Below are 20,771 nucleotides of genomic sequence, written 5' to 3'. Positions count from 1 at the left end.
AGGGTGCAGCCATGGCGCTATCGGGCAATCGACCATCCCGCGATGGAACCTGCTGCAAACAGGACGATGATCTGGGTGATCTGAAGACCGGACCATTGGGGGGAGACCTTGCAAGACAGGGTGAACGGTACGGGGCAGGCGTGGCGCGGCCCTTCGGGGCTGCCGTGGGACGCGCAGACTGCGGCGGAGCCCGGGGCGGTGGCCGAATGGTCGCCGTCAGGCTCGGACGCGCACATGGCGCTGGGCCAGGAAGCCGCCATGCGCCGCATGATCGAGCAGGCCGCCAAGGCGCTGCGCGAGATGGCCGGGGGGTTCGAGAGTCTCGGCGATTCCGTCGGCCGCCACCCGGCCCGGCCGGAGGACGGCAGTGGGCCCCGCCGGGCCGTGTACACCGCCGAGTTCCTGACCGATCCGGCGGAGATCGTGGAGGCGCTGCTCGATGCCGGGGCGGTCGCGACGAACCAGATCCTGAGCATGTTCCCCGGGCCCGTGGCCAAGAGTGCGGAGCTCGCCGAGGAAGTGGCCCGTACGGGCCACGTGCGCTCGCGGGGCGTCGCCGTGCGCAGCATCTACGCGGAGTCGTTCTTCAGATCGCCCAACGGGGCCAAGCACTTGCGCGAACTGACCGAGCTCGGCGTGGAGATCCGGCTCCTGGGATCCGTGCCGTTCCGGCTGATCGTGAGCGACACGGTGACCATCATGTCGGGGCCACAGCAGGAAGGCGCCCCCTCGCTGGCCGTCCTGCGTCCCGAATTCCTGGCCAGGGCCGCGCGGCAGGCCTTGGAGTACTGGTGGATCACCGCCACTCCGCTGGAGGACCTCGTCCGGGACCTGGACAACGGGCCCACTCCTCAAGAGCGGGCGATTCTGCGGCTGATGCTGGCCGGAGTGCGGGATGAGGCGATCGCGCGCGATATGGGCGTCTCGATTCGCACGTTCCGCCGGAACCTCGCGACGCTCATGAGCAAACTCGGCGCGGAGAACCGCTTCCAGGCGGGCGTCAAAGCATCCGCAAAAGGCTGGCTCTAGCTTTCCTTCTGCCTTTGGCCTTCTGTCTTTGGCCAATTCCCCTGGCAGTTCCCCTGGTAATTCCCCGTTTTTCGCGCCCTGTTCGAGTGATCCTGTGGGCGGGGATGGCCCCTGTCAAGTGCGATCCGGGGCCTCCATGAAACCTTCGCAGTTTTGGCCGAAAGGATTCACCTCACGCAGGCGGCGGGCGGGTCCGCGTGTCCCGCCGGCGGGACACGCGGACCCGCCCGCAAGGCGGAACCGGCCCCGGCTTCACGGGCATTCGGTGGCCGGTTCCCGATGCGGTCGATGGCTGGAAACCTCGCGAATCCGTCAGGGAGCCTCGGTGTAGGCGGTGCTCTGCGGCTGATTTCGCCTGGTCCGCCCGATTCGGCAGCCGAAGGGATTTCCGTTGCTGCGGCTTTGCGTCAGGGGGCCGTCACGTCTCTGGGCCATCGGAATCGCGGCTCGACAACCGTTGCGGCCTGCTGCATGATCCGGATCGTCGAGCGGCACGGGGGCTGAGTGATGGCGCCGCTGTCTTCTTTTGTGTGAGGCGAACTTGACGCTCTGTCCAATTTCCTGCCCTTGTGGTTCGGGCTGCCTGCCGTCCTAAGGCATTCACCCATGCCGGCGGCTTCTGTCAGCGGCCCGCGCACATCCCTCGTGACGGACCGATCCCGTCCTTGTTCGAACTTCCTTCACGGAGCCATGAGCCCCATGTTTCATGCCATACCTCTGCTGTGCCTGCCCTTCGCCGGAGCCGGCGCCAGCTTCTACATGCCCTGGCGTTCCCTCGGCGTCGAGGGCGTCGAGGTCAAGCCGATCCAACTGCCCGGCCGTGAGCGCCTGGTCGACCAGGACCCGTACACCAACGTGCAGGCCGCGGCCGACGGACTGCTCGACGCCGCCCTCGCAGCGACCGGAGAAGGGCCGGTGGCCGTCTTCGGCCACAGCCTCGGCGCGATCCTCGCGTACGAGCTGGCCCACCGGATCGCCGACCACGGTGCCCATGAGCTGGTTCACCTGTTCGTGAGCGGATCGCAGGGGCCGTGGAACGGACGTACGGAGCGGGCGACCGGACTGGACGACGACGCGTTCCTCGCCAGGGTCCAGGAGTTCGCCGGCTACACGCACCCGGCCTTCGACATCCCGGAGATGCGCGAGCTGCTGCTCCCCACGCTCCGCGCCGACGTGGAGATGCACGAGGCCTACGCGCCCACCTCCGAGCGCAAGCTCGCGGCGCCCATCACCTCGATCCGCGGCGTCGACGACCACCTCGTCTCGGCCGACGCGGCCGATCACTGGCGCGACGCGACCAGCGCGACGTTCACCGCCGTGGATGTATCCGGTGACCACATGTACCTCGACGCGGATGCCAAGTCGCTGCTCGAGCTGATCGCCTCGCGGCTGCGGTCCGGGCGTACGGAGAACTGACGTGCGACTTTCCCAGAAGACCGTCCTCATCACCGGCGCGGCCCGCGGCCTCGGCCGTGCCTGCGCCCTGAGGTTCGCCGAGGAGGGCGCCGACCTCGCGCTGCTCGACGTGGCCGCGGACATCGCCGACGTGCCGTACCCGCTCGGCACGGCCGACCAGTTGGAGGCCACCGCCCGGATGTGCCGCGAGCGCGGTGCCTCCGTGCTGACCGCCCGGGCGGACGTGCGGCAGCAGAAGGAGATCGACGCCGCCGTCGCCGATGCCCTCGACCGGTTCGGCCGGATCGACGTCCTGGTCAACAACGCCGGCATCGCCTCCCCTTCCGGCAAGGCCAGCCACGAGATCACCGAGGACGAGTGGCGCGTCATGCTGGACGTCGACCTGTCCGGCGCCTGGCGGATGATCAAGGCCGTGGCGCCCTCCATGGCGAAGCAGCGGTCCGGCAGCATCGTGAACGTCTCCTCCACGGCGGGGCTCGTGGGCTACCGCTACTTCGCCGGCTACGTCGCCGCGAAGCACGGCCTGATCGGGCTGACCAAGGCGGCGGCGCTCGACTACGCGGCCCTGCACATCCGCGTCAACGCCCTGTGCCCCGGACAGGTCCGCGAGGAGCCCGCCCTCGAAGGCCGGATGCTCTCGGAGGTCGCCCGCTCGCTCGGTGTCGCACCGGAGGACCAGGAGACCGCGTTCCTGGAGTCCCAGCCGATGAACGCCCTGGTCAACCCCGAGGACGTCTCCTCGGCGGCCCTGTGGCTCGCCAGTGACGACACCCGACAGGTGACCGGAAGCGTCGTCACCGTCGACGGCGGATTCAGCACGCGATGAGCGGACCCGACCACACGACCGCGCCCACCGCCCGCACCAGCCAGGAGACCAGCATGTCAACCCGGATCAGCCCGCCCCCGACGGCCGGACCCATGGGCAGCGCTGCCGACTTCTTCGCGGGGACGGCCTTCGACGCGCGGCCCGCGCGTGCGTGCCACAGCCTCGTCCGCCGGATGCCCGAAGGCCTCACCGCAGACCGCATCACCGGGCTGCTGACCGCCGCCCAGGAGGCCGGCGCGCTGCCCGCGGACCTCCGGCTGTGGGTCGAGGACGTGGTCACCGCCGCCGCCGACCCCGCCTCCGAGGCGCTGCGCGCCCGTGAGGGCTCCCGGACCGTCGGCCACGGCGCCCGGCTGCGCATGGTCCTGCTCTCCTACGCCGACGGCCCGGCCGACCTGGTCCTGGTGGCACACCGCCGCGCCGCGGACAGCGCCGGACTCGACCTCGTCGGCCGGATCCTGTCCGGCGCCGCGGACGATGCGGCCCGGCTCGCCGCCCCCGGCGAACCGACGCGCCACAGCGCCGTGGACGCCGCGCCGCCGGCCTGGGGTCTGGGCAACGCGCGCCGCGCCGGCGCCACGGGCGTCGTGCGGATCGGCCCCGTGGAGGTCGCCCCGGAGCCCGTCACCCCCGTCCTGATCGCCGCCACCGCCCTGGTGCTGTCCCGCTACGCGGACCGCGGGCGGACGGTCGGCCTGCTCACCGCCGACCGCGCGGGCCGTGACCGGTTCGCCGCGGTGAGCCTGACCGTCGACGAGAACACCCCGGTCACCGACCTGGTCCAGCAGGCCGAGCGCGCCATCGCCTCCGCCACGCCCGTCGGCGCCGACCAGCCCGTCCCCGCCGTGGGAATCGTGGAGCTGTCGGGCCAGGACGAGGCGTACCGGCCCTTCCTGGAGCTGCCGTTCCCGGTGACCTTCACCTGGGAGCCGCGACGCGACGGCTCCCTCGGCGGCCGCCTCGACTACGACGAGTCGGTGCTGGACCCCGAGGTGGCCGAGCAACTGGCCCGGCACGTCGGCCGCCTGGCGGCGCTCGTCGGTGCCAAGCCGGACGACGCCCGGATCCTGCTGGGCGCGGACGTCGAGCTGATCGCCGAGGAGGAGCGCGCGGCCCTGCTGGACCTCGGACGCTCGCAGCCCGCCCCCGCGCGGCAGGCCACGACCGCGCAGCCGGCCACCACCCTGCACGCCGCCTTCACCCGGCTCGCCGCCGAACGGCCCGGCGCGACCGCGCTGTCCGACGCCGAGCGCGAGCTGACGTACGCGCAGCTCGACGAGGCGGCGACGCGGATGTCCGCCGCACTGGGCGAACGGGGCGTCGGCCCGGGCGACTTCGTGGGTGTCTGCCTGGACCGCGACACCGACCTGGTGGTCACCCTCCTCGCGGTGCTCAAGACCGGGGCCGCCTACGTCCCGATGGACCCGCGCTACCCCGTCGAGCGGCTGCGCTACACCACCGAGGACGCGGGGCTGCGCCTCGTGGTCACGACCCTCGGCGGGTTCCCCGCCATCGACGGCGTCACCGTGGTCCACCCGAGCGCGCTGGCCGGATCCACGGCCGCGGCGCCCGAGCCCGCGGACGACCCCGACGCGCCGGCCTACGTCATCTACACCTCCGGATCCACCGGTAAGCCCAAGGGCGTCGTCGTCCCCCACCGCAACGTCGGTGCGCTCATGGCGGCGACCACCCGGGACATGCGGCTGGGCCCGGACGACGTGTGGACGCTGTTCCACTCCAGCTCCTTCGACTTCTCCGTATGGGAGATCTGGGGCTGCCTGCTCACCGGCGGCCACCTCGTCGTGGTCCCGTACTGGGTCTCGCGCTCCCCGGAGGAGTTCCACGCGCTGCTCGTCCAGCGCCGGGTCACCGTGCTGAGCCAGACCCCTTCCGCGTTCGCGTCGCTGCGCGACGTGCACCTGAACCAGCAGCAGTCGCTCGCCCTGCGGCTCGTGGTCTTCGGCGGTGAGCCGCTGGACGTGCGCTCCCTCGATCTGTGGTTCCGGCGCGAGCCGCACGACCGGTGCCGGCTGGTGAACATGTTCGGCATCACCGAGACCACCGTGCACGTCACCACCCAGACGGTCACCCCCGTCGAGGTGGCCGCCGGGTCCCGCTCGGTGGGAACGGCCCTGCCCGGATGGACCCTCTCCGTGCGCGACGACCGGGGCCGCGTCCAGCCCCTCGGCGTCCCCGGCGAGATCTACGTCGGCGGCGCGGGCGTGGCCGACCGCTACCTGAACCGTCCGGAGCTCACCGCCGAACGCTTCGTCGACGATCCGCTGACCGGCGAACGCGTCTACCGCAGCGGCGACCTGGGACGGCTGCGTCCGGGCGGACGGCTCGACCACCTGGGCCGGATCGACGACCAGGTCAAGGTACGGGGCTTCCGCATCGAGCTCGGCGAGGTCAGGTCCGTCCTGCTCGACGACCCCACCGTCTCGGCGGGCGCCGTCGTACTGAACCAGGGCGACGGCGACGCGGCCGGCGTGCGCCTCGACGCCTACGTGGTGCTGCGGCCGTCCGGCTCGGTGACCGAGGTCCGGCGCCGGCTGCGCGAGGTCCTCCCGGAGCACATGGTGCCGGCCACCATCACCGCGGTGTCCGAGATCCCGCTCACCGTGAACGGCAAGGTCGACGCGGCCAAGCTGCCCAAGCCCGACCAGCTTCCCGCGGTGGAGGCCGCCGCCGACGCCGCTGCTGCGACCGAGGTGGAAGCCCCCGCGGAGCGGGAGAGCCTGGCCGACGTGGTCCTGCGCGCCTGGCGGGCCACCCTCGGTCCCGAGGTGGAGCCGGACGACGACTTCTTCGAGCTCGGCGGCAACTCGCTGCTCGCGGTGCGGCTTTCCGCGGCGCTGCGCCGGGAAGGCCTGCCGCCCGTACCCCTGCGCGACCTCTACCTGCAGCCGACGGCGGTGCTCCTCGTGGAACACCTCACGGCGCGGCAGGCGGCCGAGGCCGGGGCGGAGCAGTCATGACCGCCGGCATACGGAAGACGCCTCGAGTCGCGGTCGTCTACGACCTGGGCTCCGCCACGGCGAACGACATCCTGGCCGCCGCCCACCGGCTCTGCGAAGTGGTCTTCGTCGCGGACTTCGACCGGCCCGGGGCCGCTGCCGCCCGGCAGTCCATGCTCGCCCTCGGCGAGGTCGTCGACGTCACCGGACGGGATCCCCGGGAGCGGCTGCGACTGCTCCGGGAGGCCGGGGTCGACGGCGTCGTGACCTACAGCGAGTACCAGCTCGCCGAGACGGCCCGGTTGGCGCACGGTCTCGGGCTGCCCTACCACGCGGTCGAACTGATCCCGGCGCTGGTGGACAAGCTGGTGCAACGCCGGATCCTGGCCGAGGCCGGGGTCCAGGCCACCCGCTGCGCGGTGATCGGCGACGATCCGGCGCAGGCGCTCGACCTGGTCGGCGTACCGGCCGTGATCAAGCCGCGGATCGGTGCCGGAAGCCTGCACACCACCCGGGTGGACTCCGCCGAGGAGTTCCTCGCCACGGCGGCCGCCCGCCCGGCCGGCATCGAGTTCGTCGCCGAGCAGATGCTGGAGGGAGACCCCCGGGTGGCCGGCGGGTTCTGGGGGGACTACGTCTCCGTGGAGTCCGTCCACACCGGTTCCGCCTCCCGGCAGGTCTGCGTCACCGGGAAGTTCGCCCTCGCCGAACCCTTCCGCGAGACCGGGATGCTGCTGCCGGCCACGCTGTCGCAGGAAGCCGCCGCCGAGGTCCTGGCCCTGGAGGCCGCCGCCGTGCGGGCCCTGGGCGTCCGCCACGGCATCACCCACACCGAGATCAAGCTGACCCCGGACGGCCCCCGCATCATCGAGGTCAACGGCCGACTGGGCGGATACGTCCCGGAGATCCTGCGCCGGGCCACCGGGATCAACCTGGTGCGCATCGCGCTGGACGTCGCCCTCGGCGGGGAGCCCCGTATCCCGGCGGCCCGCCACCGGGGCGTCACCTACCAGTACTTCCTCACCCCGCCGGTGGTGGCGGGCACGCTCGCCTCGGTCAGCGGGCTGTCCGAGCTCGCCGGGCTGCCCGGCGTGCGCAACGTCGAGGCGAACGCGGAGCCGGGGCGGCTCGTGGACTGGCGCGAGGGCACCCAGAGCCACTTGGGCGTGGTCTTCGGCTCCGCTCCGGACCACGACACCCTGCGGACGGTCGCGGAGTCGATCACCGCCACCTTCCGCCCCGCCTTCGCGCCGCCGGCCGGCGCGGGCGCGTGAGGCGAGAGCACGAAGAGATGGAACGAACGATGAAAGCAACACAGGGCTACCCGCGCGACGCGACGATCCACGCGCTGTTCCTCCGGCAGGCCGCGGCGACCCCCGACGCGCCCGCGGTGGTCGGTGAGCACGGCACGCTGACCTACCGCGACCTGGCGGAACGCTCGGCCCGGCTCGCCGCCCGCGTCCTCGCGTACGGGATCCGCCCCGGGGAGCTCGTGGCGGTGCGCGCCGAGCGGAGCCCCGAGTGGGTGATCGCCAACCTGGCCGTGCTGCGCGCCGGAGCCGCGTACCTGCCGATCAGCCCCTCCGAACCCGACCGGCGGGTGGAGTACCTGCTCGACGACGGCGGGGTGCGGCTGCTGCTCGGGGACCGCGAGGGCGGGGCGCCCGGCGGCCGCGCGACCGAGATGGCGATCCGGGACGACCTGGCCCCGGACGCGGGGGCCCCGGACGCAGGGGACCCGCAGGCCGGGGACCCGCAGACCGGGGACCCGCAGGCCGGCGAGCCCGACGGAGTCGGGGCCGAGAGCCTCGCGTACGTGATGTACACCTCGGGCAGCACCGGACGGCCCAAGGGCGTCATGGTGTGCCACCGCAACGTGGTCCGGCTGGTCCGCGGTACGGATTTCGTCGCGTTCTCCGAGAGGATGCGGGTCCTGCAGACCGGTGCGGTCTCCTTCGACGCGAGCACCTTCGAGCTCTGGGGCCCGCTCCTGAACGGCGGCGCGCTGGTGCTGCCCGAGGAGGACGCCGTTCTGGACGCCGGTCGCCTCGGGGCCGCGCTGAGGGACCACGGGGTCACCACGCTGTGGCTCACCTCGCCCCTCTTCAGCCGGATCGCCCGGCAGGACCCCTCCGTCTTCGCCCCGCTGGACGACCTCGTGGTCGGCGGCGACGTGGTCGCCGGCGAGCACGTCGCCGCGGTCCTGGGCGCCTGCCCCGGGGTGCGCGTCGTCAACGGCTACGGCCCCACGGAGAACACCACCTTCTCCACCACCCACCGCATCGGCCCGGAGGAGACCGGCGGGCCGCTGCCTGTCGGGCGGCCCATCGCCCACTCGACCGCCTACGTGCTGGACCCGTCGGGCGCTCCGGTGGCGCCGGGCACCGAGGGCGAGCTGTACGTCGGCGGCGACGGCGTGGCGCTCGGCTACCTGGGCCGCCCCGAGCTCACCGGGCAGGTCTTCCTGTCCGACCCCTTCCTGCCCGGCGGACGCATGTACCGCACGGGCGACCTCGCACGACAGCGCCCGGACGGGATCTTCGAGTTCCTCGGCCGCGCCGACGGCCAGGTGAAGATCCGGGGCTACCGCATCGAGCCGGGGGAGATCGAGTCCGTGCTGCGCGGACACCCGTCCGTCGGCGAGGCCGTCGTCGTACCGCTGGTGCGCGAGGGCGGGGAGGCGAGCGACCGCTACCTCGCCGCCTACTTCACGGAGGCCGAACCGCTCGACGTGCGCGAGGTGCGCGAGCACCTGGCGGACCGGCTGCCGCGCCACCTGATCCCCGGGCACCTCGTCCTGCTCGACTCCATCCCGTTGACCGCCCACGGCAAGGTCGACCGCTCGGCGCTACCCGATCCGGCCGATCTCCACGACCTGCCGGCGGAGCACGTGCCGCCGCGGGACGCCGTCGAGGAGCGGCTGGTGGCGATCTGGGAGAGCGTGCTGCCCGGCGCCACCGTAGGGGTGCTCGACTCGGCGTTCGACCACGGCGTCGACTCGCTGATGGCCGCCGGTCTCGCGACCGCCATCGGCACGGAATTCCGCGTTCCCGTGACCGTCGCGGACATCTTCCGCAACCCGACCGTCGAGGACCTCGCCGTCCTGCTCGGCACCCGGGCGCCCGAGCCCCGGGGGCCCGCCGAACTGCCCGCCGCCCCGCCGGCCGACCACTACCCGCTCGCGCCGCAGCAGTACCCGCTGTTCGTGGCGCAGCACCGGGACGAGGCCTCGGTCCAGTACAACGTGCCGCTGCTGCTGGACCTGCCGGCCGACGTGGACGAGGCACGGCTCGCGGAGGCCTGGCGCGCACTGGTCCGCCGTCACGAGGTGCTGCGCACCGCGTTCCTGCTGAAGGACGAACCGGTACAGGTGGTGCACGCCGAGGTCGTATCGGAGCTGCGCGTCACCGAGGGGGAGCCGCGGCTCGACGAGCTGGTGCGCCCCTTCGACCTGGCGGCCGCGCCGCTGGCCCGGGCGGGCCTGCACCGGTCGGGCGGCCGGGCCGTGCTGTTCGTGGACCTGCACCACCTGGTGGTCGACGGACTGTCCCTGGGACACCTCTTCGGCGATCTCGACGCCCTGTACCACGGCCGGGAACTGCCGCCGGTCGCGCACCCCTACCGGGACTACGCCCACTGGGCGGCCGCCGGGGAGGGCAAGGGGATCGCCGAGGAGCAGCGCGCGTACTGGACCTCCACGTTCCGGGGCAGGCCCGCCCCGGCCGAGCTGCCCACCGACCGCCCCCGGCCCGCCCTGCGGACCCACGCGGGCGACTTGCTGCCGTTCGGGCTCGGGACCGGACGCACCGCCGCGCTGCGCACCTTCGCCGCGCAGCGCTCCGTCACGCTCTTCGCGCCGCTGGCGGCCGCGTACGCGGTCTTCCTGTCCGTGGTGACGGGGCAGGACGACATCACCGTCGGGGTGCCGGCATCCGGCCGTACCGCCCCCGGCCTTGACACCGCGGTCGGCATGTTCGTCAACACGGTGTCCCTGCGGCTGCGGCCCTCGGGGGACAAGCCGTTCGGCGCGCTCGTCGAGGAGGCGGCCACCACCGCCCGCGAGGCGTTCGCCCACCAGGACTTCCCGTACGGCGAACTCGTCCGCGAGGCCGGGGAGCCCACGCCCGGCCGCAACCCCCTCTTCGACACCCTGCTCGCGCTCCAGGCGAGCGCCCTGCAGGCCGCCGACTTCCTCGGGGAGCGCGTCCTGCTGAGGCCCCGTCACACAGGACAGGGCATGGCCGACCTGAACATGCAGGTCTTCGAGGAGCAGGACGACCTGCACATCGAGTGGGAGTACTCGACGGAGCTCTTCGACCGTGCCACGGTCGCCGCGTTCCGCGACACCCTCCTTGGCATCCTCGACCGGGCGCTCGCGCACCCGGACACGACGGTCGCCGCGCTGGGACGGCCGGCCGGCCCCGCCGCCACCGACACCACGGCCGCGCCGGAACTTCCCGGCATCGCATTCGACTTCTGATCCACACGCCGAGGAGCACCACCTTTCATGAGTTCTCACCTGACCGTCGGGCAGCGAAAGATCGCCGCCTCGCAGCGGCCCGCCTCGGCGGCGTTCTGGGCCGGCTTCCTCGACGGGTCCCGCGCCACCGGGTTCCCGGCCGACCGCCCCGCCGCCGCCCGTACCGGACGCACCCGCCCGGCCGCGGTGCTCGACCTCGATCCCGCGCTGGCCGAGCGGCTGACCGCCGTCAGCCGTGGCGACGACACCACGCTCCACACGCTGTTCACCGCGGCCGCGATCGCGCTGCTGAACGCGTACACCGGTGAGCGCGACCTGGTGGTCGGCCAGCCTCCGACCGTGCCCCAGCCCCTGGCCCGGGTCCTTCCGACCCGCCTCGAACTGCTCGCCGAGGACACCCTCAAGACCCTCCTGGGCCGACTGCGCCGGGCGACCCTGGACGTGCTCGCCCACCAGGACTACCCGGTCGAGCTGGCCGGCGCCGAGGTCGAGGTGGCCGTAGCGCTGGAGGGCCTGCACGCCGCGGAGGCGGTCGACGCGGTCGCCACCGACGTGCTGTTCCACGTACGGCGCACCGAGACCGGTTTCGCCGTCGAGGTACGGACCGAGGCGGAACGATTCTCCCCGCAGAACGCCGACCGCCTCGCCGCCCACTACGCCCGGCTGCTCACCGCCGCCCTGGCAGCGCCCGACACCGCGCTCTCGGAGCTGGACCTGAGTACCGAGGCGGATGCGGCCGTGGTCGCCGCGGCCAACGACACCACCGCTCCGTTCCCCGGCGACGTGACCCTCCCGGAGCTCTTCGCCCGCACGGTGGCGGCGACCCCCGACGCCGTCGCCGTCGTGTCCGGCGAGGTCTCCCTGACGTTCGCCGAGCTCGACCGCGCCACCACACGGCTGGCCCGCACGCTCCGGGAGCAGGGCGTGGGCCGCGAGGCCATCGTCGGTGTCCTCGCCGAGCGGTCGGTCGAGATGCTCGTCGCCATCCTCGCCGTCCTGAAGGCCGGAGCCGCCTACCTGCCCCTCGACGTCTCCCTGCCGGCCGCGCGCATGACGTACATGCTCGAGGACAGCAAGGCGGCGATCGTCCTGGCGCAGCGCGATCGCGCCGACCTGGTGCCGTCCTCCGTCACCGTGCTGGAGCTGTCCGCGGACACCTCCCAGGACGCCGGCGAGCCCCTGGAGACGGGGTCCGCGACCGACGCCGCGTACGTCATCTACACCTCCGGCTCCACGGGCGCCCCCAAGGGCGTGGTGGTGGAACACCGCAGCGTCGTCAACCGGCTCCACTGGATGCAGCGCGCGTACGCGATCGGCGCCGCGGACACGATCCTGCAGAAGACGCCCGTCTCCTTCGACGTCTCGGTGTGGGAACTGTTCTGGTGGCACATCGAGGGCGCCCGCGTCGCCCTGCTGGCGCCGGGCGGCGAGCGCGAGCCGGAGGCCATCGTGGCCGCCGTCGAGCAACACCGGGTCACCACCCTGCACTTCGTGCCGACGATGCTCGGCGCGTTCCTCGACTACGTGGCGGCCACCGGAGCCCAGGGGCGCCTCTCCTCGCTGCGCCGGGTCTTCGCCAGTGGCGAGGCCCTGGGCGTGCACCACGTGCGCCGCTTCGCCGAACTGCTCGGCCACGCCGAGCTGGTGAACCTCTACGGGCCCACCGAGGCGACCGTGGACGTCAGCCACCACCGCACCTCGGCCGACGACACCGTGGTGCCGATCGGTCTGCCCATCGACAACATCCGGCTCCACGTGCTCGACGGGCAGCGCCGCGAGCGGCCGGTCGGCCTGCCGGGCGAGCTGTACATCGCCGGCGACGGCCTGGCCCGCGGCTACCTCCACCGCGCGGAACTCACCGCGGAGCGGTTCGTGGAGAACCCCTTCGAGGGCGGGGCCCGCGCCTACCGCACCGGTGACCTCGTCCGGCGCCTGCCGGACGGGTCCCTGGAGTACCTGGGCCGCAACGACTCCCAGGTCAAGCTCCGCGGCTATCGCATCGAGCTGGGCGAGATCGAGCGCCGCCTCCTCGACCACCAGGGCGTCGGCGACGCGGTGGTCGTGGTGCGCACCGGGACGGACGGGCACCAGCGCCTCGTCGGGTACGCCGTGGCCGCCGAGACCACCGAGGACCGGCCGACGGAGCAGCAGCTGCGCGTCCACCTCGCCGGGACGCTGCCCGAGTACATGGTCCCGGCCCGCGTCGTCGTGCTGGACGCCTTCCCGCTGTCCCCGAACGGCAAGCTCGACCGGGGCGCCCTGCCGGAGCCCGCCACCGAGGCCGTCGGCCACGTGGAGCCCCGTACCGACAGCGAGAAGGCGCTGGCGGGCCTGATCGCCGAGGTGCTCGGCCGCGACCGGATCGGCGTGCACGACAGCTTCTTCGCGCTCGGCGGCACCTCCATCCACTTCGTCACCGTGCTGGCCAAGGCGCGGGGGCTCGGCCTGGCCTTCACCTTCCAGCAGCTCTTCGCCAACCCCACCGTCGCCGCCCTGGCGGCCGTCCTGGACGAAGGCGGCACCCGGGAGGAACTGCGCCACGAGTTCGCCCCGTTCGAGCTCATCAGCGAGGAGGAGCGGGGCCGTCTGCCGGAGGACGTCGAGGACGCCTACCCGATGTCGATGCTCTCGGCGGGCACCATCTTCCAGAGCGAGATGACCCGCGGCAGCTCCCAGTACCACGACATCATCGGCTACCTGATCAACAGCGGTTTCAACGCCGAGGCCTTCACCGAGGCCGTAAGGATCCTGGTCGACCACAACCCGATCTTCCGTACGAGCTACCGGCTGAGCGGCTTCCGCGACTACCTGCAGCTCGTCCACAAGTCCGTGGACCCGCCGCCGGTGTTCATCGCCGACGTCCGCCACCTCGACGAGGCGGCCCAGGAGGTCTGGTACGAGGAGTGGGAGCGCGAGGAGAAGGCCCACGCCTTCGACTGGGAGTACCCCGGTCTCATCCGGCTGCACGTCCACGTCCTGCGCGACGACCTGTACCGCTACAGCATCAGCCAGCACAACTCGGCGCTGGACGGCTGGAGCATCAACCTGGTGCACACCAAGCTGTTCGAGATCTACCACGCCCTGTGCACCGACGGCGTGTTCACCGGCGAGCCGGTCCCCAACCACCTGCGCAACTTCATCGGCCTGGAACAGCAGTCGATCAACTCGCAGGCGGACCGCCAGTACTGGCTCGACCGCCTGGAGGACCGGCCGCAGACGATCATCCCGCGGCTGCGTCCGCGGGACGAGGAAGCGGCCTTCCACGTCATCCTGCAGGACGTGCCGCTCCCGCGCGGGCTCTCCGACCGGATCGTGGCACTGGCCGGACGGCTCGGCGTCCCGGTGAAGACCGTGCTGCTCGCCGCCCACATGAAGGTGCACGCCGTGGTGACCGGCGAGCGGGACGTCATGACCGGCTACGAGCACAGCGGCCGCCCGGAAGTCGCGGACGCGGAGAAGGCGTGCGGCCTCTTCCTCAACTCGGTGCCGCTGCGGGTGGAAATCGCCGACGGCAGCTGGGAGGGGCTGATCCGGCAGATCTACGACGCCGAGACCTCGTTCCTGCCGCACCGCCGCTACCCGATGGCCAAGATGAAGCAGGACCTGCAGACCCAGGTGCCGCTGTTCGAGACCGTCTTCAACTTCACGCACTTCTACTCGCTGAAGAAGCTGCGCGAGCTGCCCGAGTTCTCGCTGCTGGACGTCCGCGCCGTGGCCATCACGGAGTTCCCGTTCCGCTCGGAGTTCTCCCGGCACTTCTACACCGACGAGGTGCAGCTGAGCCTGCACTACCACACCGACGCGTTCGACAACGATCACATCGTGCGCATCGGCGGCTACTTCATCGCCGCGCTCGACCGGATGACCGCCGATCCGTCGGACTCCCATGCGACCCGGCCGCTGCTCGGTGACGAGGAACTGGCCTCGCTGGCGGAGTTCGGCTCCCGCCCGCAGCCGGCCGTGGCCGACGGCGGGGCCCTCACGTCCGGCGCCGGCGTCGTCGTACTCGACCCGTCGGGCCTGCCCGCGGCGATCGGCGCCCCGGGCGACATCGCCCTGGTGCGCGCCGACGGCACCCGATCCGTCGTCGGCCGGGGCCGCTGGCTGCCCACCGGCGTACTGGAGCGGGCCGGTGACGGCGCCGACGAGCCTCAGGCGCCCGCGGTGGCGGTGGAGACCGCCCCGGAGGCCGAGGGCGAACTGTCCTCGGCGGCGCTGCGCGTGGCGGCGGTCTGGGGCGAGGTCCTCGGCATCGACCCCACGTCGATCAAGCTCACCGACGACTTCTTCGAGCTCGGCGGCAACTCGCTGGCGGCGATGCGTGCGGTGATGATGCTCAACGGCCTGGTGACGATCAAGGACGTGATGCGCAACTCCCGTCTGGGCGAGCAGGCCGACCTGGCCGAGAAGCTCACCCAGGACGAGGGATCCGGTGTCCTGGTGCGGCTCACGCCCGCCGACGACCGGCCCACCGCGACCCTCGTCTGCTTCCCCTACGGCGCCGGTCACGCGGTGCACTTCCGCCCGGTCGCCGACGCGATGCGGCGCAAGGACTCCTCCTTCGCCGTGCTGGGCGTCGAACTGCCCGGCCACGACCCCAAGTCCGGCGCCGACGAGCTGATGCAGGTCGCCGACATCGCGGGCCTGGTGGTCGAGGAGCTGCTGCGCCAGGAGCGCGGCAGGATCGTCCTGTGGGGCCACTGCGTCGGGTCTGCGCTGGCCATCGAGGTGGCGCGGCTGCTGAAGGCGCGCAACGTCGGGGTGGAGCACCTGTTCATCGGCGCCAAGCTGCTGTACGACGCCGCCGCCCTGCACGAGTCCATCGACTACGTCTCCTCGATGACGTACGAGGACATCAAGCACTGGCTCACCGTGGAGACCGGCTTCACGGGCTTCGACGAGCTCGGAGCCTCCTACGCCGATCTGCTCGTGCGCACCTTCCGGCACGACTCGACCAGCGCCAACGCGTACTACCTGAACGCGTACGGGGACGGCGGGGCGGCCGCCGCGCGGCCGGTGACCGTACCGACGACGGCCGTGTACGCGGCCGACGACCCGGTCACCGCCGGGTTCGCGGAGCGCTACCGGGACTGGGAGCCCTTCACCGGCGTCCCGCGCGTACTGGAGATGCCCGGCGGTGGCCACTACTTCACGCGTACCCGGCCGGCCAAGGTCGTCGAGATCGTCCTCGACACGCTCGCCGCGTCCGCCGAGCCGAAGGGGGAGGAGCGATGACGACGGCCGACGCACCGGCGGCCGCGCCGGTGGACCTTTCCACGGACCTTTCCACGGACCTCTCCTCCCCGGCGAACTTCGTTCCGGAACCGCCCTACCGGGTCTGGGCAGCGATGCGGGACCTGCCTCAACTCCCTTGGCAGGACCGGCCGGACGCGCCCGGCTTCTACTCGGTGACCCGGCACGACCACACCCGCACCGTCCTGCGCGACGTGGCCACGTACAGCTCCGAGTGGGGCATGACGCTGGACAGCACGCTCGGCGTCCGCGACCCCGCGGCGGGGCTGATGATCGAGCTGACCGACAAGCCGCGCCACGCACGGCTGCGCAAGCTGGTCACCGGGGCGATCACCCCGCAGTTCGTCCATTCGCTCACCCCGGTCATCGAGGAGCACGCCCGGCGGCTGGCCGAAGCGGCCGTACGGCAGGGCGAGGTCGACGCGGTCGGCGCGCTGACCGCCCCGATGCCGCGGCTCGCCATCGGTTCCATCCTCGGCATCCCCGAGGAGGACCGCGAGGCGGTCGCCTCGATGGCCAGCCGGGCCATCACCGGTACCGAGGCGGCGGGCGCCGCGGCGCCCACCCTGGCCGAGCGCCGCCGCTTCAGCGAGACCGGCAACAACGACCTCCTCATGTACTTCGTGGAGATCATCGAGGGGGAGCCGCACCGGCTGGACCCGAACGGCATGGTCCGGCGCCTGATGGACATCGAGATGGACGGCGAGCGCCTGAGCTCGGACGAGGTGCTGCTCAACTGCCTCAACCTGGCCATCGGCGGCTACGAGACCACGAAGAACGCCGTGGCGGCCGGCCTGCTCCGGCTCGCCACCACGCCGGGCGCCTGGCAGTGGCTGCGCGAGGACCACGGGCGGATCCCCGCGATGATCGAGGAGATGCTCCGCTTCGACACCCCCGCCATGCACCTCATCCGCACGGTGACCCGGCCGGCCGTGCTCGGCGGAACGGAGCTGAAGGAAGGGGACACGGTCTGCGTCTGGCTCTCGGCGGCCAACCGCGACCCGGAGGTGTTCGAGGCGCCCGAGGAGTTCCGCCTCGACCGCGCACCCAACAACCACCTGTCCTTCACCATCGGACCGCACTTCTGCCTGGGCGCCGTACTGGCCAGGCTGGAGATGCGCTCGCTCTTCACCGAACTGCTCACGCGCGTGGAGTCGGTGGAGGCCCTGTCCGGCCTGATCCGCCGGCCGTCGAACTTCATCTCCGGAATCGACCGGTTCGACATCCGCCTGCGTCCGGCCTGAGCCCACGCCCCCGCCCCCGACGCCCCGCCCCCGACGCCCCGGAGCAGTCGCTCCGGGGCGTCGGGGCCGCCGCGCCCATTAACAGAGAGAAGAGCCAATGCAGATGGAACTCCCCGCCGGCCGGGTGATCATGGTCGGCTTCGGCAAGCTGCTGCTGAACCAGATGGAGCAGTTCCTGCCGGAGAACAGCGTGGTGGTGGTCGAGGACCCCGACATCATCCGCAAGCGCGACGTCCACGAGGCCGCGGCCACGCTGCGCTGCGTCGGCTCCGTCGTCGCAGCCCCGTACCACCAGGACCTCGCGCTCGCCGAGGCCGTCGAGGAGCACCTGGCGGGAGAGCCCGTCGCACTTGTCATCGCCGGTCTGGAGTACGGCGTCCACGGTGCGGCCGTCCTCGCCGAACGCTGGGGGAGGCCCGGCGCCGGCACCAAGGCCGCCGCCGCGCTCACGGACAAGCTGGAGCTCCGTGCCGCCGCGCAGGCCGGGGGACTGCGCAACCCCGAATGGACCGAGGTGCACGGGCCCGCGGACGCCGAGGAGTTCGCCGCCGGCGGGCCCGTCGTCCTCAAGCCCGCGAACCGGCACGCCTCGCTGGGCGTCCAGCTGCTGGAGCCGGGCGACGACATCGCCGCCGCCTGGGAGCTCACCGTCGCCGCCCGCGACGACATCATGCTGCCCGACCGGGAGCTCGCCTGGCGCTACATGGCCGAACGCCGTCTGTACGGGCACGAGTACAGCGTCGAGGCCCTGGTGAGCGGCGGCCGGATCGTGTTCCTGAACGTCACCGACAAGCTCACCGCCGGCGGCCGCTACCCGGTGGAGCTGGGCCACGTCGTGCCGGCCGGCCTTCCGGACGACGTACGGCGCGGCTTCGAGGAAGCGATGACGCGCTTCGTCGAGGCCATCGGGTACGACACCGGCATCCTGCACGCCGAGTGGATGCTCGGCGAGGAGGGCCCGGTCCTCATCGAATGCGCGGGCCGGGTGCCCGGTGACTCGATCACCTTCCTGCTCGACGCGGCGTACGGCGGCAACGTGATCCGCGCGCTGGTGGAACTCCTGGCGGGCGGCAGCCCGAAGCTGCCCGGCGGCGCCCCGATGGGCGCGGCGATCCGCTTCCTGACCGCGCCCGCGGGCACGGTCCGGGAGGTGACGGGCATCGAGGAGGTACAGCAGCGGACCGGCGTGCTGCGCGCCGCCGTCACCGTGGGACCGGGCGACCACGTGGCCGAACTCCGCTCCTCCTGGGACAGGGTCGGCGAGATCATGGTGCTCGCCGCCGGGCCGGCCGAGGCCCGGACCGCGGCCGAGGAAGCGGCCGGGGCCGTCCGCATCACCGTGGACGCCGAGGCCGCGCTGTGACCGCCGGGCAGACGCAGGGCAGCCGTACGGGCGGCCGTACGGGCGGCCTGCGCGAGAAGCTGCTCGGTCCGGCCGCCGCGAAGGGGGGCCTCGCCTTCCTCGCGATCGGGCTGATCGACGCCATCGGCACGGGCATGTACCTGGCGGGCTCGGCCCTGTTCTTCACCACCGTCGTGGGACTGACCGTGGCCCAGGTGGGCATCGGCCTCTCGGTCGCCGGCCTCCTGGGACTCGCCGCCCAGCCGGTGATCGGATGGCTGGCGGACCGCTGGACCCCGCGCAAGCTCCTGGTGATCCTCAACGTCTACCGGGCCTGCGGCTTCATCGCGTACGTCTTCGCCGACGACTTCCTCAGCTTCCTGCTCATCGCGGCCTTCCTCGGCGTCGGCGAGCAGGCGGTGTTCCCGATCTACCAGGCCCTCGCCGAGCAGATGGCGGGTGCCGACGGGCGCGTCGCGATGATGGCGCGCATGCGCGTCGTGTTCAACGTGGGCTTCACCCTCGGCGGCCTGCTCGCCAGCATCGCCATCGCGGTGGGCACCCGGGCGGCCTTCAGCGTGATCGTCCTGGGCAACGCGGCGTCGTTCATCGTCGCCGCACTGCTGCTGAGCAGGCTCCAGTTGCGCAACCCGGCCGCCCCTGCGGAGCAGAAGGCCAAGAAGTCGCCCCTGCGGCTGGTCGCCCTGCGCGATCTGCGCTACGTGGCGGTCTCCGGTGTCAACGGCGTGCTGGTCCTGCACATGGCACTGCTCGGCATCGGCGTGCCGTTGTGGGTGAGCGAGCACACCAGCGCGCCGAAGGCCCTGGTCGGACTGCTGCTGGTGGTCAACACGGTGCTCGCCGTCGTCTTCCAGGTCCGGGCCTCGGCCGGTACCGAGAACGTCGCCGGCAGCGTCCGGGCGATGCACAAGGCGGCGGTGGCCCTGGTGGGCTCCTGCGCCCTGTTCGCCCTGGCGGGCTTCGACCTGCCCGTGGTCGCCGTCGTCGCCGTGCTGGTCCTCGGACTGGTCCTGCTGACCGCGGGCGAGCTCTACCAGTCCGCGGGCGGCTGGGGCCTGTCGTACGCATTGGCCCCGGACCGCTCGCGGGCCGAGTACCTGGCCACCTTCAACCTGGGGACGAGCACCCAGTTCGTGCTCGGTCCCACCATCGTCACCGTCGGCGTGATCGGCAACGGGACCGTGGGCTGGGCGGTCCTCGGCGCCTTCTTCCTGCTCGCCGGCGCGATCGTCGGTCCGCTCGCCAAGGCGGCCGAGAAGCGGCCCGCGCTGCGCCCCGACACGCAGCCGGACCCGGCCGCGGCGACCGCCGTCTGATCGCGGCAACCACCGCCCGAAGTAGCAGATGTGACGTCACACCAGTAATACGAGGAGTTGACCGGATCATGGCTGAGAGCAAGGCTCTGCGCCGACCGTTCCCCCGGCCGGGGGCGGCCATGCGCATCGTGTGCCTGCCCCACGCGGGCGGTTCGCAGAGCCTGTACCAGGCCTGGGCGCAGCTGCTTCCGCCCGAGGTCGAACTGATCGTCGCCTGCCCGCCGGGGCGGCTCGACCGGATCGACGACCCCTGGCCGGCCTCGATAGCGGACCTGGCAGCCGATTTCGCGAACGAACTGGCTCCCTGGCTGGACCGCCCCTGGGTGGCGTTCGGCCACAGCATGGGAGCGCTGGTCGGCCACGAACTCGTCCTGCGCGTCCAGCGGATGGGGCTCCCCGCCCCGGCGAGACTCTTCGCCTCGGCCTGCGCCGCTCCGAGCCTGCGCCGCGACCGAGGTCAGCACGTGATGACGGACGACGACCTGTGCGCCGAACTGGCCGGGCTCGGCGGCATCGATCCGGATCTGCTCGAGCTTCCCGAGTTGCGGGAGATGGTGCTGCCCGTCATCCGTGGCGACTACGAGCTGCTCGCCGACTACCAGCCGCGCCAGGGTGACCTGCTCTCCTGCCCCGTCAGCGCGTTCGTCGGCGTCGAGGATGCCGAACTGTCCCGGGAAGGGGCGGTCCGGTGGGGCGAGTGGACCTCCGGACCGAGCGAGGTGGTGGAGTTCGCCGGCGGTCATTTCTACCTCTCCGAGCAGCCGGAACGGGTGATCGGAGAACTGCTCGACAGGCTCCCCGTCGCAGGAGCTCGCAGGAGTCCGCAGGAGTTTCTGTGACGTGAGCCTCGCGCCGAAGGCCTGATCTTCCGCGGCCACTTCCGGCAG

General features: G+C 72.3%; 11 protein-coding genes. All 11 read left to right on the top strand.

Features of this window, described 5'->3' with window-relative positions:
* Positions 1–120 precede the first annotated feature (120 nt).
* The 11 genes from ACODT5_RS11200 to ACODT5_RS11150 all read left to right on the top strand — a co-directional run bounded on the left by ACODT5_RS11200 (position 121) and on the right by ACODT5_RS11150 (position 20,723).
* Complete coding sequence (locus ACODT5_RS11200) at positions 121–1,029, top strand: helix-turn-helix transcriptional regulator (protein ID WP_422519011.1); 909 nt, start codon at positions 121–123, stop codon at positions 1,027–1,029.
* Between the two features lie 606 nt (positions 1,030–1,635).
* Positions 1,636–2,445 carry a thioesterase II family protein gene (locus ACODT5_RS11195; protein WP_422519010.1) on the top strand — a complete coding sequence of 270 codons (810 nt, stop codon included), beginning with the start codon at positions 1,636–1,638 and terminating at the stop codon, positions 2,443–2,445.
* Between the two features lies 1 nt (position 2,446).
* Entirely contained in the window at positions 2,447–3,271 is an 825-nt protein-coding gene (locus tag ACODT5_RS11190; protein WP_422519009.1) for a mycofactocin-coupled SDR family oxidoreductase, read from the top strand.
* A complete protein-coding gene (locus ACODT5_RS11185) occupies positions 3,268–6,249 on the top strand; it encodes an amino acid adenylation domain-containing protein (RefSeq protein ID WP_422519008.1) in 2,982 nt (993 codons plus the stop codon). Before ACODT5_RS11190 ends, ACODT5_RS11185 begins: the two co-directional genes overlap by 4 nt.
* Entirely contained in the window at positions 6,246–7,502 is a 1,257-nt protein-coding gene (locus ACODT5_RS11180; RefSeq protein ID WP_422519007.1) for an ATP-grasp domain-containing protein, read from the top strand. The genes ACODT5_RS11185 and ACODT5_RS11180 overlap by 4 nt, the downstream gene beginning before the upstream one ends.
* Positions 7,503–7,531: 29 nt before the next feature.
* Positions 7,532–10,708, top strand: coding sequence for an amino acid adenylation domain-containing protein (locus tag ACODT5_RS11175; RefSeq protein ID WP_422519006.1), 3,177 nt, complete (start codon positions 7,532–7,534; stop codon positions 10,706–10,708).
* Positions 10,709–10,735: 27 nt separating this feature from the next.
* Entirely contained in the window at positions 10,736–15,943 is a 5,208-nt protein-coding gene (locus tag ACODT5_RS11170; RefSeq protein ID WP_422519005.1) for an amino acid adenylation domain-containing protein, read from the top strand.
* Complete coding sequence (locus ACODT5_RS11165; protein ID WP_422519004.1) at positions 15,940–17,205, top strand: cytochrome P450; 1,266 nt, start codon at positions 15,940–15,942, stop codon at positions 17,203–17,205. The genes ACODT5_RS11170 and ACODT5_RS11165 overlap by 4 nt, the downstream gene beginning before the upstream one ends.
* A 97-nt stretch (positions 17,206–17,302) precedes the next feature.
* Positions 17,303–18,568, top strand: coding sequence for an ATP-grasp domain-containing protein (locus ACODT5_RS11160; protein ID WP_422519003.1), 1,266 nt, complete (start codon positions 17,303–17,305; stop codon positions 18,566–18,568).
* Positions 18,565–19,884: an MFS transporter gene (locus tag ACODT5_RS11155; protein WP_422519002.1), complete on the top strand. Its 1,320-nt coding sequence runs from the start codon at positions 18,565–18,567 to the stop codon at positions 19,882–19,884. The genes ACODT5_RS11160 and ACODT5_RS11155 overlap by 4 nt, the downstream gene beginning before the upstream one ends.
* 68 nt (positions 19,885–19,952) lie before the next feature.
* Complete coding sequence (locus tag ACODT5_RS11150) at positions 19,953–20,723, top strand: thioesterase II family protein (protein ID WP_422519001.1); 771 nt, start codon at positions 19,953–19,955, stop codon at positions 20,721–20,723.
* The last annotated feature ends 48 nt before the right edge of the window (positions 20,724–20,771 follow it).

Origin of the sequence: Streptomyces tatrensis (assembly GCF_049310065.1) — a bacterium.
In the GTDB taxonomy this organism is placed as follows: Bacteria; Actinomycetota; Actinomycetes; order Streptomycetales; family Streptomycetaceae; genus Streptomyces.
Note: the sequence above shows the minus strand (reverse complement) of the source record. Positions and strands in the feature narration are given on the sequence as shown.

Bases quoted from the DNA above. Each gene is read 5' to 3' on its own strand.
- ACODT5_RS11195 (WP_422519010.1), top strand. From the start codon at position 1,636: ATGCCGGCGGCTTCTGTCAGCGGCCCGCGCACATCCCTCGTGACGGAC.
- ACODT5_RS11185 (WP_422519008.1), top strand. From the start codon at position 3,268: ATGAGCGGACCCGACCACACGACCGCGCCCACCGCCCGCACCAGCCAG.
- ACODT5_RS11180 (WP_422519007.1), top strand. From the start codon at position 6,246: ATGACCGCCGGCATACGGAAGACGCCTCGAGTCGCGGTCGTCTACGAC.
- ACODT5_RS11175 (WP_422519006.1), top strand. From the start codon at position 7,532: ATGAAAGCAACACAGGGCTACCCGCGCGACGCGACGATCCACGCGCTG.
- ACODT5_RS11170 (WP_422519005.1), top strand. From the start codon at position 10,736: ATGAGTTCTCACCTGACCGTCGGGCAGCGAAAGATCGCCGCCTCGCAG.
- ACODT5_RS11165 (WP_422519004.1), top strand. From the start codon at position 15,940: ATGACGACGGCCGACGCACCGGCGGCCGCGCCGGTGGACCTTTCCACG.
- ACODT5_RS11160 (WP_422519003.1), top strand. From the start codon at position 17,303: ATGCAGATGGAACTCCCCGCCGGCCGGGTGATCATGGTCGGCTTCGGC.
- ACODT5_RS11150 (WP_422519001.1), top strand. From the start codon at position 19,953: ATGGCTGAGAGCAAGGCTCTGCGCCGACCGTTCCCCCGGCCGGGGGCG.